The organism is Micrococcus sp., from assembly GCF_034179925.1.
In the GTDB taxonomy this organism is placed as follows: Bacteria; Actinomycetota; Actinomycetes; order Actinomycetales; family Micrococcaceae; genus Micrococcus.
Window position 1 is genome coordinate 1 of sequence record NZ_JAXFPG010000048.1, and the last position, 14,045, is coordinate 14,045.

16 protein-coding genes are annotated in these 14,045 nt (G+C 67.6%); 2 read left to right on the top strand and 14 right to left on the bottom strand.

Going from position 1 to position 14,045, the window contains the following annotated elements:
- Nucleotides 1-52: 52 nt before the first annotated feature.
- From SPI96_RS09700 to SPI96_RS09765, 14 genes are all read right to left on the bottom strand, one after another.
- Nucleotides 53-175, bottom strand: coding sequence for a hypothetical protein (locus tag SPI96_RS09700; RefSeq protein ID WP_321082161.1), 123 nt, complete (start codon nt 173-175; stop codon nt 53-55).
- An 80-nt stretch (nt 176-255) separates the two neighbouring features.
- Nucleotides 256-762 (bottom strand): VanZ family protein, encoded by a 507-nt coding sequence (locus SPI96_RS09705; protein WP_321082162.1) that lies wholly within the window; start codon nt 760-762, stop codon nt 256-258.
- Between the two features lie 976 nt (nt 763-1,738).
- Nucleotides 1,739-2,218, bottom strand: coding sequence for a hypothetical protein (locus tag SPI96_RS09710; protein WP_321082163.1), 480 nt, complete (start codon nt 2,216-2,218; stop codon nt 1,739-1,741).
- Complete coding sequence (locus SPI96_RS09715; RefSeq protein ID WP_321082164.1) at nt 2,215-2,994, bottom strand: hypothetical protein; 780 nt, start codon at nt 2,992-2,994, stop codon at nt 2,215-2,217. Before SPI96_RS09715 ends, SPI96_RS09710 begins: the two co-directional genes overlap by 4 nt.
- Nucleotides 2,987-4,549 carry a hypothetical protein gene (locus SPI96_RS09720; RefSeq protein ID WP_321082176.1) on the bottom strand — a complete coding sequence of 521 codons (1,563 nt, stop codon included), beginning with the start codon at nt 4,547-4,549 and terminating at the stop codon, nt 2,987-2,989. Before SPI96_RS09720 ends, SPI96_RS09715 begins: the two co-directional genes overlap by 8 nt.
- A gap of 256 nt (nt 4,550-4,805) precedes the next feature.
- Entirely contained in the window at nt 4,806-5,279 is a 474-nt protein-coding gene (locus SPI96_RS09725) for a hypothetical protein (RefSeq protein ID WP_321082165.1), read from the bottom strand.
- A gap of 256 nt (nt 5,280-5,535) precedes the next feature.
- Nucleotides 5,536-5,901, bottom strand: coding sequence for a hypothetical protein (locus SPI96_RS09730; RefSeq protein ID WP_321082166.1), 366 nt, complete (start codon nt 5,899-5,901; stop codon nt 5,536-5,538).
- A gap of 608 nt (nt 5,902-6,509) precedes the next feature.
- A complete protein-coding gene (locus tag SPI96_RS09735) occupies nt 6,510-7,211 on the bottom strand; it encodes a hypothetical protein (protein ID WP_321082167.1) in 702 nt (233 codons plus the stop codon).
- A gap of 32 nt (nt 7,212-7,243) precedes the next feature.
- A complete protein-coding gene (locus tag SPI96_RS09740) occupies nt 7,244-8,305 on the bottom strand; it encodes a hypothetical protein (protein WP_321082168.1) in 1,062 nt (353 codons plus the stop codon).
- 90 nt (nt 8,306-8,395) lie between these two features.
- The gene (locus SPI96_RS09745) at nt 8,396-9,085 is read right to left on the bottom strand and encodes a hypothetical protein (RefSeq protein WP_321082169.1); all 690 of its coding nucleotides are present in this window, start codon (nt 9,083-9,085) and stop codon (nt 8,396-8,398) included.
- Nucleotides 9,086-9,171: 86 nt separating this feature from the next.
- On the bottom strand, nt 9,172-10,152 hold the full coding sequence (locus tag SPI96_RS09750; protein WP_321082170.1) for a replication protein RepA: 981 nt from the start codon (nt 10,150-10,152) through the stop codon (nt 9,172-9,174).
- A 915-nt stretch (nt 10,153-11,067) separates the two neighbouring features.
- A complete protein-coding gene (locus tag SPI96_RS09755) occupies nt 11,068-11,469 on the bottom strand; it encodes a hypothetical protein (RefSeq protein WP_321082171.1) in 402 nt (133 codons plus the stop codon).
- Nucleotides 11,470-11,483: 14 nt separating this feature from the next.
- The gene (locus SPI96_RS09760) at nt 11,484-12,296 is read right to left on the bottom strand and encodes a ParA family protein (RefSeq protein ID WP_321082172.1); all 813 of its coding nucleotides are present in this window, start codon (nt 12,294-12,296) and stop codon (nt 11,484-11,486) included.
- 416 nt (nt 12,297-12,712) lie between these two features.
- On the bottom strand, nt 12,713-13,189 hold the full coding sequence (locus SPI96_RS09765) for a hypothetical protein (RefSeq protein ID WP_321082173.1): 477 nt from the start codon (nt 13,187-13,189) through the stop codon (nt 12,713-12,715).
- Nucleotides 13,190-13,385: 196 nt separating this feature from the next.
- On the opposite strand from SPI96_RS09765, the gene SPI96_RS09770 reads away from it, so the two are divergent.
- The gene (locus tag SPI96_RS09770) at nt 13,386-13,646 is read left to right on the top strand and encodes a hypothetical protein (RefSeq protein WP_321082174.1); all 261 of its coding nucleotides are present in this window, start codon (nt 13,386-13,388) and stop codon (nt 13,644-13,646) included.
- 14 nt (nt 13,647-13,660) lie between these two features.
- Entirely contained in the window at nt 13,661-13,993 is a 333-nt protein-coding gene (locus SPI96_RS09775; protein ID WP_321082175.1) for a hypothetical protein, read from the top strand.
- The last annotated feature ends 52 nt before the right edge of the window (nt 13,994-14,045 follow it).

The following is a 14,045-nucleotide window of genomic DNA, read 5'->3' on the forward strand; positions in this document are numbered from 1 at the left end:
GAGGGAGGGGGCGTTGGCCGCCGAGTGGCGGACATTCCAAGCGGGGAATGCGTCAGCCGGCCTTCTGGGCCAGATACACCGTCAGCGCCTCACGCACCACCTCGGACTCACTACGCCGCTGCTTGCGGGCCACGAGGGCCACGAGGGCCAGCTGCTGCTTCAGCGGCTGCGGCACACGAGCGTTCTCCGCACGCGCGGCATTACTACGACAGACATTGGCAGTGGCCAAAACGCGCGGAACTTAGGATGACACGATCATGAATTCACGACATCCCCACGCGTCTTGTCACCGGAGACCTTTTTCCACATAAATGCCCCCACGACCGCGCCCAAAAAGTACAAAATTATATCATCCACTGTCGCGACTCGAGGGAACGGGGATAGAAACTGAACTATCTCTATGGCGGCACCAAATACCACTAGACATATAGTCGTATACCAGACATTCCAGCGGGCAAGGCTTGAAAGAATATAACCCCCAAGGGTAAACATGATGATGTTACAAACCACCTCTAAGGCAGCGACGGGCTCGCTGCCCAGTCTATCCAGGGAAGTAAATGGGATCATCCCAAAATTCTTTTCCTGGTCATTGACCCCTTCGATAACCGGAATATTTGACGGGATGGTCACCGTAAGCACTCCAATGACCCATGCGATCAGCGCGTAAAGTGCAAAGGCCCTGCACCCCGACCTAAACTCTTTCGGGCCGATATTTCTAACCAAGACCCAAACAATAGACGAGACAACCAGGAAGGCTACCATCGCCATGGGAGCGAACCCAATGGCGTCCCTTACCCACATCCTCATAGCTTTTCCTCATCCTAATGAATTTAAGAGCTTTTAAGCTCGCCGCATTTGACGATTATTATCACCAATAAGTTACCCTCTTGGCGCTATACCAGCCTATCCATTTTCACCTGGCGACCTGGACTGAGCCGGTATCATCCCTCACGAATCCCCTAGTCATAACTGAAACTCACGATCTAACCCTCACGGCTATAAAAGCGCCCCGGCATCCAATACAAATATGTACCACCGTAAATGGCAAGTCGACCTCCAGGCATGCCCTCCCCAGGCTTTTCTTAATAAGGGGATGAAAAGGCATGCAGGAAGTCGACTCATATCCCTACTCAGCCTCGGGAAAGAGTGGAGCAGGTGCCAAGAAGAGATCACTCGTAGTAAATATGTCCGGTAGTCCCGACATATTTACCGTTGTCTACCTTCGTAAAGTAGACGTAGTACTTCCCCGCGCTACGACCGGTCCAGTTGTAAGTTTGTGTTCCCCAGTTACACCGAAGCTCGACGGACCCATTCTTGCTATACCCTCCATACCAGTTTTTCTTCATGAGCGTGGCATAGAAGGTCGAAGGATAAGGCGAAGGAGGGCACTTGTAGGGCGTATGAGTAATAGTAACAGTTCCGCCCCTATGCTCAAAGTGCCTACTGTCAACGCCATACTTAAATTCGGCGCTGAAACTTAGGGCGGATCGAGCTTCAGCCTGGGCTGCTCCCAAAACTGCAAATGTCGAAATAAGAAGAGCGGCAATAATCTTCGCGAATGAGCTATGGAGCCGCGGCCCAGTCACCACGGGTGCGAGAGTATCCAATTCAGTTCCCCTTCATGCGTGCCCGGGTAGCTCCCAGGTAGCGCCAATTATCTACACCGATTGAACAGCTGTCAAGCTTTTTTTAAGAACTCTCTTCGATCCATATATTTCTGCGCTGTGCCCTCCAGGTGCTACGCCTCCAGGCCCTCATCCCCCGCCGTGCCGAGATCTACTCTCACGCCCGCCATGCGAGCGCTGCGCAGCGCCCCCGGTCGCGGAGCGGTCTCATGCCGGTACTCCACGTACTCGGCCACATCAGCCTCACACCACAACCGACCCCGCGCAGCCGGGACGGGAAACAACCCGTCCCGGCCGCGCAACGACCGGCCCGTGGACTCGGCCACCCCCAGTAGCTCGTTCACGCGCGGCTCGGCCACCAAACCGATCACCCGCGGGTCCAAGCCGGCCTCGTGCAGCTGCACCACGGCGGCCGCCACCCGGTCCCGGGTGGCTGCGGCCGCGGTCGCATGCGAGTCCGCACCAGCCACCCTCGCCAGGATGTCCAGCAACGCGCGCGGGGGCCGGTACGGGCCAGTGTGGGAGTGTGTGTCCAGCGGGTGTTCCCACCGCCGCGGCGGCGGGGCCGGCTGCTCGTGGGCGGGTCCGCTCATCCCCATCTGCTGCGTCCTCCCCTTCGGTTCCACCGGCGCACCCCTGCCTCGTCCAGGGCCTGCCGTTCTTCCTTCGAGCGCACCGCGTTGAACGTGGTCAAATTCAGCCCGACTAACTGGCCCTGTCGCACAGCGTCCTGGGCGTACCGGTCCCCCAGCTGGGAGGCTATCCACGCCCCCATGTCCCCGCCGTTGCGGTCGCGGACATCGGCCACCACGTCAGCGGCCAGGTAACCACCCTTGGAGCCGACATCGAACGTGCGCGTACGGCCACCACCGACATCGACCGTGGCACGCAGATGCACTCGCTTGTCCTGCCGACTCGAGCCACGAGCCACATTGACCACCGTCATCCGCGCCGCATACAGACCCGCCCCACGCTCGGGAGAACCCACGGTCTTGGGCAACTGGATCTGCACGATCCGGTTGCCGTCGGGCAGATGCGTCACGCGCGTGGAGTGCCGGGTCAGCGACGCCCCACGGCCGGCGTCTCGGGGCACGCGGGTGCGCTTGCGCGCCCCGGCCTTGGCACGCACCGGCACAAGCTTGCCCGCGGCGTTGCGCCGCCGGGCCGGGGCCTTGGAGACCGCCCCCGTCTCGTGCAGCTCGGTCAGCGCAGCCCGGTAGGCCTCCCCCGAGGTCTCCCCTCGAGCGACCTTGCGCATCATCCGCTCCGACCGGCTCATAGCCGCCGCCAGCTCACCCCAGGTCAGTCCGTAGACCTCACGCACCCGGACGACCAGCTCCGCCGGGGACAGCTGCGCCAGATCACTCACCCTCTGCCCCATCCTGGGCATCCTCGCCAGGCAGGTAGTCCGCCCCGTCCGCCGGGGCAGCCTGCATCTCGTACTCCGAGAACGCCGCGTCCACGCCCAGGCGGGCGGCCTTGGCGCGCAACCGGTTGCGGGCGGTCTCGTCACCGGGGATCTTCAGCGGGCCGGGGATGTACCCCTGCAAGCGCATGCGGCCGACCCGGCCGTCGTCGCCGCCGCGCTCGACCGGCAACGCCCACGCGGGCACCTCGGTCGTGTAGATCGCGTCGCCGCGAACGCCCAGCAGCGTGGAGGCCGGCACGTGCAACGCCCCGCCGTCCATGCCGTTCGCCATCGGCCCGGAGAGCATGCGCGCTCTCGCCCTGCCCCACACCTGCACCGCCAACTCCGGGTGGTAGTACCGGACCGCCTGAGCATCGAACCGGGCCTTGGTCGTCCAGAGGAACGCCCGCCCCTGCTGACGCACATCTTGCGCCGTAGCCGGCACCTCTTTGGGGTCGAACGCGATGTGCGTCTGGTCCCTGCCCCGGGCAGCGAAGTTCCCGATGGTGTTGATCAGCACCGAGCGCAGCGCAGCCGACACGGCCGTCTTGATCGTCTGATCCATCAGCGGGTCAGAGGCAATGGCCGCCCGGGCCTCAGAGAGGTTCTTCTGCCAGGTGTCCAGCGGCCGGGCCGCGACCTTCCGGTCCCGGTCACGAGCGCCAGGTACCCGCGTGGTGAACCGGACGGACTCGATCGGGTCCAGCTTCCATCCGTGCCGGGCGGCCACATGGAACTCCGCAGCGTCCACCCAGGTCTCCCCGACCGCACCAGGCCGGTTCGGCCAATACCAGCCATCGCGCACGTTCTCGTGCTGGACGCCGAACAGGCCGATATGGTCCCAGGTGTCCGGCACCTGGAACCGCACGTGCACCCGGGCACGGGCATAGGGATCCTCACGCAACATATCCGCCGTGTCGTCCCGGCGCAGCCGCTCCCCCGGCCCGATCCCCAGCTCACGACACATCGCCCCGTACATGAACCGGCCATCCACATACGCGAACCCGGGAATCTTCGGAGTCTTGGCCGGATCAAGCAGCGGCACGCAGTCCGGGTGCGCGCCGGCCGACTCCCCGGCCACCAGATGCTCCACATGGTGCTGCCCCGAGGTGCGATGCAGCTCCTCGGCAATGTCCTCCGTCACCGGATACGGCTCCAGATTCTTCGGCAACGACAACGCCCACAGGTTCGCCCCGGTGGCCGTGGGGGTGTCCATCAACCGCCCATCGCGGAAGAACGCCCCGATCACATTGCCCGTGGCCTGGAACGCCAACCGTGCCTGCTCCGGGGTCAGCGGGGTGTCCCCGAACCAGCCGGCCGCGAACTGGACCAGCATCTTCTTGCCCGTCTGACGGTGCTCGAACCGACCCGTAGCCGGCGAACCGGTGTGATGCCCAGCCGCAACCCATCCCGGAGTCTGCACCAGCAACCAGTGCCGCTTGCCCGGGGTCACCGTGGGCACCTTGCCCGTGAACATGATCCGATCGACACCCACAGCCGCGGCCGTGTCCAGCATGTCCGTCAAGTTCGGATTCTTCCGCCCCCGACCGATCTTCGGCGGCACCACCTGCCCGTTGTCCAACACTCCCCGGCCCGTCACGTAATCGGCCCACAGGTTCTTGCGTGCCCCCAGATTCCGGTACGCCACCGGACGGAAGCTCACCCGCGACCGGTCCCTCAGACCACCCTGCCGCTCGTACTCACCCACCCGGGGCACCTCCACTCCAACCGTTAGCACAATCTTACATTGTGCTAACGGTTGGGGGTAGGCCTCAGCCCGACCCGGCCGGACGGAGCACGAGTGCCCCCGCGGGCATCTGCCCACCCCCGGTCATCACCTGCACCCCGGCTCGCTCCAGGGCCTGCACGATCACCTGCACATCGGGGTGTTCGCGGTTCAGGTGCTCCAGAACCACCACAGGCCCCAGGTCAGCCGGCTCCGGCTCCGGGAGTGCGGTGCAGGCCCGTGCCTCTTCCTTCACCTCAGCCTCGGAGGTGAACGCGGCCTCGCGGTCGGTGGCCACTAAGGCAGGGGCGGCCGACACTGCCTCCAAGCCGGCCTTGCAGCGCAGCCGGGTCAGGTCCGCACGGTGCCCCGCGGGGATCTTCTCGGGGTCGATCAACCCCAGCGCCTGCACGAGCAGCCCATGATCCGCCCCGGTCAGCACCGTGGCGGTGAACAGCCCCACCCGGCCCGCCTTGCCCGCGTCATGGCCAGGATCACCGGGGATCGGATGATCGGCCACGAGCTGATCGAGCTGAGCGTGTTTGAGCCCAGCCGTGAGCACCGCATTCAGGGGGCGGCGGTCACGGGCAGAGAACAGACGGGGCACCCGCCCAGAATGCCAGCCATGAGGCCATCGAACCTCACCACGCATCAGCACCCATACGGCTCCAGACGGGACGCCCCCAGGGCCGGAGCGTCACAAGATGCACGCACCGTTTCACCGGAACACCGTTTTCGGTGTTCCGGTGAAAACGGTGTTCCGGCGAGCCTGGCCGTCAGCCCTTCGGCTTCACGTTCAGGGCGTGGAGCTCCCCGATCACCACCGGCTGGGAGCTGCGTGTGACCGTCTCGATCACCCCAGACTCACCACCAGCCGACCACTCCACACTCCACGTGGTGATCGCCGTGACCGTGTACGTGGGATCGGACATCTCCATGTAGGTGTGTCCACACGAGGGCGACTCCTCGCGCCCGTACCGCTCGCTGTACGGAGTGCCCGAGGTATGGCACACCACCTGCGCCCCATCCCCCATGTCCCAGGTGATGAACAACGGCGTGGCCGTGGCCTTCACCTGGAGCCCGTCCACGGACTCCGTAGCCGTGTACGGCCCCCACGCACGAGGGTCATCGGTGTTCTTCACCCACATCCACGCAGGCAGACCCACAGCACCCATAGCGTTGGGATCAGAGGCCGTAGACCGGGGCACCATCCCAATCTCAATCCCCTCCAACGGCAGCCGCGCCACCACCGTCCGGGCCGCCTCCGCCGGAGACGCCGACCCTGCCGCCGTGGACTCCCACCACCGCACATCCGCCTGATCCCACGGCATCAGCGTGCCCGTGGTGGTCTTGCACTCCTCCCACGCACCCCGGGACGGATCAGCCCCGGCCGGAGGGGCAGGCTGCGGCGACATCACCGTCCAAATGCACTCATTGACCGGATCCCAGTTGGTCTCGCAGTTCAGCGGCACCTTCCAGTCCCGCGTGCTCCCCTCGGGGATGTTGATCTCGCAGAAGTTCGCCCGCTTCGGCTCCCCGCTGACCGGCTGCGCCGGGGCCGCACCACCCTCCGGCGCCGTCCCACCCGGCAACGCGGGCTGCGTCGCCTCGAACACACATTCCGATCCGCTCCCTCCTCTCGCGCACCGCGCGTCGGCCTCGACGGCCGAGGCCGACGGGGCCGCCGCCAATGCCCCCAGCCCGAGCACCAGGGCCGCCCCGGCCGACCCCCACCTGTTCCGCGTGCGCATCAGCATTCCGTCTCCTCCGGCCCATCCAGCTTCGGCAGCGACGTGGACACCACCGCCCACGTCTGCGACCGCTCGTTCCACGACACGCGGTAGTTCACCCGGAACCGGTCATCACCGGTGTTCTTGGCCTCCCCGTCCTTGCCGGTGATCTTCACCTTCGAGTTGTCCTCGCACACCACCAGGTGCACCGTCGCCCGCTCGATCAGCGTCCCATCCTGACGGGCCGACGGGGCCACCTCCGACTCGATCAGCTCCACCGTGGACTCGCCTTCATAGGTGACCCCCTTGCCTAGGACGCCCTCCACCAGCTCCATCTCACGCTCGAGCATCCCTCCCGTGGCGGCCACGGACAGCTCGCGGGCGTTCTCCGGGTCACCGCTACGCAGCGCCTCCCCCGACACCTCGTACATCAGCTCCACCGTCTCGAACGCGCGCGCGGTGGCCTCCTTGTCCGTGGCCGGCTGCTCCGAGGTCACCGGCTCGAAGTCCGGGAACCCGTTGTCCAACGGGTTCTCCGGGATCGGCGCCGCCGAGGACGACAACGGGTTCTCCGGGATCGGCGCGGGCGAGGACGCCTCCGACGCGCTCTCCATCGGCGGGATGCCGTGATCCTCCGCCTGCTGCTGGCAGCCGGTCACGGCGAGCATGCCCGCCGCCATCAACCCCGCCGCCGCCATCCTGGCCTTGTTGCTCCTGCGCATGATGTGTCCTTTCCCCTGCCGTGTGCTGTCTCTCACGATCCTGCCAGCCCCTCCCAGCCCGCGCCCATCCGGTACCCCTGCGCCCGCAACCGGGCGACCAGCTCCGTCGTCTCCGCCTCCGGCTCTGCCTCCACCGCCCCCAGGTAGGCATACAGACCCTCCACCAGCCGGGCCACCTCCTCCCGAGCACCAGCGGCCGCCTCCGCCGCCACCGACGCCCGCCATGCGGCCTCACATGAGGGGTCCACCGTCCGGGCCACCCGCGCCGCGAGCTGCCGATGCCCCACACACCCGGCCCCCTCCGCCCGCGCGCCGAGTTCGAACGCCGCCGCCGTGATCCGCTCCACCATCACCCGGTGCAGATCATCGGCCCAGCCGATGTTCCGAGGCCGGGCGTGCTCGAACGGGGCACCGCGCACCAGGCGCAGCGCCGCCACCAGCGCCGGGGTAGATGCCCGGGACGGCTCCGACCCCACCAACCCGCAGAACGTCTGCCAGTCCGTCGTGACGGCCTCATGCAGCCGGTACCCATCCGCGCCCACACGCGGGAAGAACGGACGCCCCTCGCCGTCCTGGCCCAGATACCGGCGCAGCTGACCAGACAGCTTGTTCCTCGACGCCGCCGCCGCCGGACCATCCGCCCGCTCCCCCGGCCAGAACGCCGCCGTGTACGCCTCCGCCGACGCCCCCGGATACAGCACCAGGAACGCCGCCAGGGCCGCGCACCGCTGCGTCTGCGCCTGCGAGACCGTGCCCGTGGACCGGGCCACCGGAGCATCCCCGGCCGCCCCGATCACCCGCAGCGGCCCCATGATCGCCACCACCGGCGCAGCCGGACGCACCCGCTCCACCAGCTCCGCAGCCTCCATGTCCACCGCCGCCTCCCCCGATGACGACGACACGGACGCGGGCGCCGGGGCAGCGGTCATCAGGGCAGGCGCATCAGCCGGCCGATCCGCCGGCCCCGCACCCACCCCCTGCCCCAACGCGGCCGCCAGAGCCTCGAACAGCTGCTGGGCCTGCGCGCGGGTGATCCCCGGCAGCGGCCAGGCAGCGCCTGCCGTGGTGGTCTCATGCTCCGCCGTGATCGTCATGCCCGTGTCCTCTCCGAGGGGTCAACAACTGGACGCGATCAGAGTAACGCAAACATTCACTTTAAGCGATAGCGACCGTCTCGGTTTGCTCTAGCTGGTGGCCGCCCGCCGCAGGTCTCCCGCCATGCTGGCGATCCGGGCGAACAGGTCCGAGTCAGACTCCGCCGCCAGTACAGCGCCCCGTTCTTCCGGGTCCAGCCCGACTTCTTCCCAGGTCAGTAGCCCTTGTGCCACAAGGGCCAGGTGGGTCGATCCGCCGCCGATGCCAGCCAGGGTGTGCAGCTCTTTCACGGCGAACGTCTCGCGGGCACGTCGCGCTCGGAACCCGGGATAGTCCATGCCCGCAGCCGCCGCCAGAGCCTTGAGCGACCCCCCAGCGGCCGGAGTGAGCACCTCCAGCCAACGGGCGACGGAGGTGCGCCCTTCGGCCATTTCCCCACGAGTGCGGCCACCGAGTCGACTCTCAGCCTCTTCGAGGATGGAGACATAGGGCACCTGCGACAGCCACTCCGCGGCCGTCGGAGTTGTAGGCACTCCCAGGTCTGGCAGGTCGAGACAGACGCTCAGCGCGTGCCGTGGGGACGCCCCGACCCCTCGGGCGTAGGCAATGACGTTGCGCACGTCCACGAACCCGCGCGTTCTGCTCAAGGAGTAGGCATTCCCCGTCCGTCCGGACAACTTCGCCATTTCCGTCAGCAGCACGCGCTTGCCGTCGTTGTGCTTATCGGCCCACTCCTGGAACCGATCAAACGGCACCTCCGCGCGCCCCGACCCTGCCATGTGTATCTCCACCTTCCGCCGTCGGCCTCTCTTGCCTACCCATGATCCCTGACGGGACGGGAGCGGAAGCGGGAAGCACACAGCGGTCAGTCGTTCCCACGCGCGTCGAACCATGCGGATTCGCGGGGGGCGCAGATGCCCGGTTCGAGGATGTAGCCGCGGAACCCGGTCCGCTGGCCGCGCCCCTTGGACTCGCGCACGCGGCAGGCCTGGCGCGCCGGGTCGCAAGTGCCCTTGCAGGTGCAGATTTCCGGCCAGATCTCCTTGACGGCGGCCACGGCGGCCCGGAACTTGCGTTTGAAGTCGCGCAGGTCCGTGCGGCTGCCGAACTGGGCGTGTAGCTGTTCCCAGGCGATCCGGGTCGTGCAGGGCACCTTGTACAGGCGGGCGCAGAGCCACATGTACACGTCCAGGGCCAGCGGGGACCGGGTGGTGCGCATCAGGTGGCCCCAGGCCTCCCACGGCACGGGCACGGAGTGGCGGCGGGCCATCTCGATCAGCTGGCGCGAGAGCGTGATGGTGGCCGGGGTCATCTCGGCTTCGGGGTCCGCGCGGACGGCGGGCTCCCACAGGTGCACGCGCTCACTCAGGCGCGCGCCGGTGATCTCCCGGGATCGGCCGGGGCCGCGCTCGTCGTCCTCGGTGGTCTCGGCGTCCACCTGGATCGTGAACTGGGCGGCGGCCACGAGGTTCAGCTGACGCACGGCCTCCCGGTACGTCGAACCGCCCTTCGGCACTCCGAGGGCGGCGAGGTACTGGTGTGTGCACATGCCCAGGTCCACAGTGGCGGACTCGGTGACCCATGCCTCGGAGAACAGGTAGAGCAGGGCGGCGCGGGCGTAGCGGCCCGAGGGCAGCTCCGCGTAGAGCACCCCGTCAGCGTCGGGCACGGCTCCGGCGGTCACGGTATAGGTGACCCGGCCGTTGCGGCGGGTCCAGACATGCTCGCCCGGCTTGGGCCGGTCCATGGGGAGGGCGAACTCCATGAGCTCGCGCGGCATCATCCCGAACGCGACACGGCGCGCTGGCAGCTTGTCCCCGTTCTGGGGTACGGTCGATTCAGACATGGCAACTCCTGACTAGTTGCTCGGACCCCTCGGCTGTTGGCGCAGCTGGGGGGTCATTTTTTTGTGTCGCGCCCCACCGTAGCAGGGCGTGTTGCTCAACAGGCACTTTCTCGTCGAGAGACTGTTCGCGTGAGTCCGGAGCGACAGAATCGCAAGACGAACCGATGCTCACACTCGGGTGGGATACCGCCACACTCGGGTGGGATACCGCCACACTCGACCCTCGATCCAAGAGCCGTTGAGCCGCATGATTCCGGGGCCAGGCGACGATTTCCACAGACACCCCCCCTAGAGACTCTTCCTAGCGACTCCTCCATGCAGATTCCTTCCTGCCGCGCAGCGGCGTACGTAACGCGGGCGCGCGCTTCGGATTCTGTGGACAGCGCCCCACTCCAGGCAGGCTCCGCCACGGCTCCAGACGTTTCACCGGCTACCAGTCCGTCTGTGCTCACCCTCCAGGCAGCCATGACGACGGGGGTAGTGCCGGGCCGGGTGCCCCTGCGGGCCTCCACAGCCCCTCTGGGCCACGCTCGACCCTCTACACGACCAATCCCACCCCGTGGCCCTGTTCGGGCCTGTACGGGGCGCGCAGCGCCTCAAAGCGTGTCCATTCGCTCTACCTCCTGGTGCCCGCCGGTGCGGGCCGGGTGCCCTCACCTGTGCTCCCAGCCTGAGCAGCGGGTCGGGATACGGCTCTGGACCAGCGCGGGCACACCGCCTCAGACGCGGACTCGCCGGGACCGGGAGGATCTGGAAACGGCCGTCCGCCGGCCTGCCGAAAATCCGCAGGATCACGCCGATTTCCAGACCGTTTATCCCGACAGTCCCCGGCAGCCGGCCCCGCCCCGCCCGAACACGACGACGCCCCGCACGCCGGCGGGGTGTGCGGGGCGTCGAGCGGGCGTGCCGGGAGGGTCAGCCGTTGCGGGGCGGGAACCGGTTCCCGCCGTTGTGCTCGGCTTCCAGGCGGGCGGCCTCGGCGGCCAGCAGCGCGCTGATGTGGTCCGAGAGGTAACGGTGCCCGGTGATCCCCCGGCAGGCGTGCCAGGCGTCCTGGAAGCGCTCGGCCGTCTCGGCGGGCACGTAGGCCTTCACCTGCGCCTTCTTCGGCGGGGTGTATGCGGGCAGCTCGGCGGCCGCCGGGGCCTGGGACGAGGGTGCTGCGTCCTGGGCGGCCGGTGTGGGGGCGGGGGTGTCCAGCTCGGGCACGTCTTGGAAGTCCGTGGCGGGGGCCTCCGGGGCCTTCTGGGTGCTGTACAGCGAGACCTTCGAGGCCAGGTTGGTGTTGCGCGCGGGGCGGCGGGCGGGGGTGGTCATCGTCGGGGCTCCTTTCAGGCCTGCGAGCCGGTCAGCTGGGACAGGTGGCGGTCGAACACGGGCACGAGCTCGGCGGCGCGCCGGTCGCGGGACTCGTGCAGCTGCACACCCTCGACCACGCATTCCATGAGCGTGATCCGCTTGGGTACCGGGGGGTGGATCACGGGGGCAGCCATGGCATCGGCCGCCTCGGTGATCTCGCGCTTGAATCGGGCCCCGATCTTGGTCTGCTTCTCGTACGCGTTGAACACCACACCGGCCAGGGACAGGTCCGGGCGAGCGCAGTACTCGCGCACCTCCTGCATGGTCTGGAACAGGGCCACCAGCCCGTCGCCGGAGTACCACTCCGGGTGCGTGACGACCACCAGGGCGTCGGCGGCGGTGAACGCGTTGACGGAGAGCACATCCAGCGACGGCGGGCAGTCGATCAGCACCAGGTCATAGCGCTCGCGTACCTGGGCCAGCTGCTTGCGCAGCCGGTGCTCGCGGCCCACGTTCATGGTCGCCAGCTCCTGGCCCACGGCCGCCAGCGTCCGGCCTGTGGTCGGCACCAGCTCCACGGACTCCCACAGCGTCGGCACGATCACCTCGGCCAGCGTCTCGGTGGCCGCGTTGGACAGGGCATCGGCCAGTCCCGGAGAGGAGACCTCCAGCTCGTCCGTGCCCACGGACGCCGACAGGTTCCCCTGCGGGTCCGCGTCGATCAGCAGCACCCGCTCACCCGCCCGCGCGGCCGCACCGGCCAAGTGGAACGTGTAGGTGGTCTTGCCGACCCCGCCCTTCTGATTGCAGACAGCCAACACCCGGCCCATGCGTGCCTCCCTCATCCCCGCGGGGGTGCCGTTGCACCACCCTGCGTAGTACTAGAACCAGTTACAGGACTAAGACTAGTACTAGAACCAGTACTAAGTGCAGAACTGGAACTAGTACTAAAGCGAGAACTAGTGCTTGCATCCAGGGGGAGGGGGGGCGCGTGGAGCGTCGGGATATTTCTCACCTGACCGGGTGGGCCACTCGCCACCGCTTACTGCTTCGCGCAGCTGCGGCGAGTGTAACACACGGGAATGGGGGGCGGGTCCAGAACCGGCCCCCGCGGGCCGGGCCGGGGGGACATGTCGCCGAGGGGCACCGCCCTCGCACCCGTGGGCTAACGCCGGGTTACCCCACGGGTGCGGGGAGGGGGTGGGCCGGCCATGTGCGGGCGCGGCCGTCACCACTTGCACGCACCCCCGCCCGGGGCGGTTCAGAGGCGGTCATCGCTCAGGGCACGCATGTGGCCGGTGAGGGCGGCGCTGGCCAGCTTGGCCAGGTTCTGGCCCGTCTCGAGGGTGGCGAGCTTGTACCGGCGCTGCAGGCGGGCGGGCACGCGCACGGAGACGGTGGCGTGCTGCTCGGGGAGCGTCAGGTGCTCGCGCAGCAGCTCGGCGGCGACGGCGTCCCAGTCGTCGGCCCGCTCCGGGCGGGGGTCTTCGCCGCAGTCGCCGCGCTCATGCACCACCGCGTGCAGCACGGGCACCGCGTGCTCGGCCAGGGCCTGGCGCGTCTCGGGCAGCAGTCCGGCCAGGTCGGTGGGTAGGACGCGGAAGGGCAGCACCACGCGCGGGAGCATGGCAGGCAGGGCGTCCAGGGTGGCCCAGGTGCCGTACATGTCCAGGGGAGAGGGTTGGGCGTGCACGGTGGGCATCTCGGACGGGTTGAACGGGTGGGCGCTGTCCTGCATGTGAGGGCCGCGGCGCACGGTCAGGGCCAGACCCTGGCGAGAATGGGCGCACTACTCATTATCCCAGAACTAGTACCAGAACTAGGACTAAGGCCAGAACTATGACTAGTAATAGTACTAATGCTGCTCTTGATCCGGCCCGGAGGGGCAGGCTTCCCCCTGTTAGTGTAGCCGCTTAGTGTGGTACAGTTTCGGTATGGCGATGGAGTTCAGGGACAGCGTGGACAAGCACGGCATTCCGCGCGAGGACACGATGTACGCGATGCAGCACGCGGAGGTGATCCGCGGCATCGAGGGTCGCCCGGGCGAGCCGGGGGAGACGTTCCTCTACATCGGTCATCCCCACGCTCACACGGAGCGCTACATCGAGGTGATCGCGACGGTGACTCCGCCGCGCACTGTGGTGGTGTTCCACTCCATGCCGCTACGCAGCCTGTTCACCCACCTGTTGTCCTGAGGGAAGGAACGACAATGAGCGACGTTTTCGAGGCCTTGGCCGCCCGTGTGGAGGCCGGGGATGTGCAGCTGACCCCGGGCGTGGAGTTCCGGGGTCGGGCCGCCCGGGCCGAGGCGGCCCGGGTGTTGATGAACGCGACCGGGGCGACCCGTCCGGAGGATGTGATCCCTCTGGCCATGGGTCGGCCCCGGGTGGGCACCGAGTCCGGCCCGTCCCCGCAGGTGCGCTCCCGCGTGCCCAAGGTGGTCAAGGAGCAGCTGGCCCTCGTGGCCCGCAAGCAGCGGCGTAGTGAGTCCGAGGTGGTGCGTGAGGCGCTGACGGTGTATCTGGCCCAGAAGGCCGGCTGACGCATTCCCCGCTTGGAATGTCCGCCACTCGGCGGCCAACGCCCCCTCCCTC

Coding starts and splice junctions, on each gene's coding strand:
- SPI96_RS09740 (WP_321082168.1), bottom strand. CDS start 8,305: ATGACGATCACGGCGGAGCATGAGACCACCACGGCAGGCGCTGCCTGG.
- SPI96_RS09775 (WP_321082175.1), top strand. CDS start 13,661: ATGAGCGACGTTTTCGAGGCCTTGGCCGCCCGTGTGGAGGCCGGGGAT.
- SPI96_RS09735 (WP_321082167.1), bottom strand. CDS start 7,211: ATGCGCAGGAGCAACAAGGCCAGGATGGCGGCGGCGGGGTTGATGGCG.
- SPI96_RS09755 (WP_321082171.1), bottom strand. CDS start 11,469: ATGACCACCCCCGCCCGCCGCCCCGCGCGCAACACCAACCTGGCCTCG.
- SPI96_RS09720 (WP_321082176.1), bottom strand. CDS start 4,549: ATGCTGGACACGGCCGCGGCTGTGGGTGTCGATCGGATCATGTTCACG.
- SPI96_RS09770 (WP_321082174.1), top strand. CDS start 13,386: ATGGCGATGGAGTTCAGGGACAGCGTGGACAAGCACGGCATTCCGCGC.
- SPI96_RS09765 (WP_321082173.1), bottom strand. CDS start 13,189: ATGCAGGACAGCGCCCACCCGTTCAACCCGTCCGAGATGCCCACCGTG.
- SPI96_RS09760 (WP_321082172.1), bottom strand. CDS start 12,296: ATGAGGGAGGCACGCATGGGCCGGGTGTTGGCTGTCTGCAATCAGAAG.
- SPI96_RS09705 (WP_321082162.1), bottom strand. CDS start 762: ATGGTAGCCTTCCTGGTTGTCTCGTCTATTGTTTGGGTCTTGGTTAGA.
- SPI96_RS09750 (WP_321082170.1), bottom strand. CDS start 10,152: ATGTCTGAATCGACCGTACCCCAGAACGGGGACAAGCTGCCAGCGCGC.
- SPI96_RS09710 (WP_321082163.1), bottom strand. CDS start 2,218: ATGAGCGGACCCGCCCACGAGCAGCCGGCCCCGCCGCCGCGGCGGTGG.
- SPI96_RS09745 (WP_321082169.1), bottom strand. CDS start 9,085: ATGGCAGGGTCGGGGCGCGCGGAGGTGCCGTTTGATCGGTTCCAGGAG.